We start from the raw sequence: 201 nt of genomic DNA, 5'->3' as shown, positions 1-201 counted from the left end.
CCTCGGTTCCGGCGCTCATGTCAGCTGTATCGGAAAGGGGCGAAAGCAGCGGATCACACCCCTTACCTCCAACATGGCCGCCGTGCTGCGCGTCTGGCTAGCCGAACGTGCCGGGCAGCCGGCCGATCCCCTCTTCCCTACACAGACCGGCAGGATGATCAGCCGCGACGCTCTCGAGCACCGGCTCGCGAGGTATGTCGA

At 65.7% G+C, this 201-nt stretch carries 1 protein-coding gene; it reads left to right on the top strand.

What is annotated here, in order from left to right; all coding sequences use genetic code 11:
* Positions 1–28: 28 nt before the first annotated feature.
* The coding region (locus AC0L3H_RS33100) for a tyrosine-type recombinase/integrase (RefSeq protein ID WP_473588262.1) at positions 29–201 on the top strand (173 nt) is incomplete at its 3' end.

This window comes from Mesorhizobium sp. WSM4816, assembly GCF_055811535.1.
Note: the sequence above shows the minus strand (reverse complement) of the source record. Positions and strands in the feature narration are given on the sequence as shown.